This is a genomic window from Paenibacillus sp. F4 (genome assembly GCF_002894905.1).
Taxonomy (GTDB): domain Bacteria; phylum Bacillota; class Bacilli; order Paenibacillales; family Paenibacillaceae; genus Paenibacillus; species Paenibacillus polymyxa_B.
Genome location: NZ_POVS01000047.1, coordinates 830 through 2,125, shown reverse-complemented (window position 1 = coordinate 2,125; position 1,296 = coordinate 830). Strand labels below are relative to the sequence as shown.

Sequence of the window (1,296 nt, the reverse complement as noted above, 5' to 3'; positions counted from 1 at the left end):
TCAGGACTATCCGTTTGAGGAACTGGTGGAAAAGCTGAACGTGAAACGGGATATGAGCCGCAACCCACTGTTCGACACGATGTTTGTACTACAAAATAACGAACAAGGGGAGCTGAAGTTGGAAGGTCTGAGCTTCCGTCCATATGGTATGGAGCAGGTTCCGGCGAAGTTCGACCTGATGCTGGAAGCCAGCGAGGAAGAAACAGGCATCCATTTCGGATTGCAATATGCAACATCGCTATACCGGCGGGACACCATCGAGCAGATTACGCGTCACTTTGTACGTTTGGTAGAAACAATTGCAGCCAATCCAGATATCCCGCTGGGTGAACTGGAACAAATCACGGCAGAAGAAACGGTATCTGTGCTGAAAGTACATCAGGAACGTCAAAAAGCTACACGTTACTGGAGTGCATATCTCGACGGATATGAAGAACAGGCCCATTTGCCACAAGTCAAGATACAGTCAAACGCGGGGGATCAGGAAGAGCAGCTTAATACTGTTCTGAGTGTGCGTCTGACGACCAAGATTCTTCGGATTGCCAAGCGCCATCAGGTGACGCTGACTACATTGATCCAGACAGTATGGGGCATATTGCTCCAAAAATATAATGGTACGGATGATGTCGTATTTGGTAGTACGGTTTCCGTACATTCGCCTGATCCTCTGAATGTGGGACCAATGCTGAGTCTGTCTCAGAATACGATACCTGTAAGAATTAGAAGCGATGAGAACCTTCTGTTCTTGCAGGTTATGAAGCAAAACGAGGAGCAATCTATAGCTGCGCATATGCATACTGCGTATCCGCTGACTGAAATTCAGGCGTTGTCGGAGCTGATGCAAAATTGGATCAACCACAGGATTATTGTTGTAAATGATCCGGCAGTGAAACCAATGCAGCAGTTTGGTGAAGGCAAGCAGACCAGTCTTAGCCTGACCGAGGTCGAAGCAACGAGCTATGACTTTAATCTGGTGGTACAGTCGGGGAAAGCCATTCACATGAGCTTTAATTACAATACTCTGGCATTTGAGCGGACAAGTATAGAACAGATTCAGAGACATCTGGTGCAGCTGCTGGAGCAGGTAACGGCGAACCCGAATATTCCTGTACGTGAGCTGGATGTATTGACCGAGCAAGAACGCGAGCAAATCCTACACGTGTGGGGAGATACGGCGGCAGCGTATCCAAGCGAGCAGACAATTCACGGTTTGTTTGAAGCGCAGGCTTTGCTAACACCAGAGCAGGCGGCCTTGTTCTTCGAGGGAGAACAGCTGACCTACCGCGAGCTGAATGA

General features: G+C 48.5%; 1 protein-coding gene. It reads left to right on the top strand.

The window, feature by feature from the left end; genetic code table 11:
• A partial coding sequence (locus C1T21_RS28260) for a condensation domain-containing protein (protein WP_258012643.1) occupies positions 1-1,296 on the top strand: 1,296 nt, incomplete at both ends.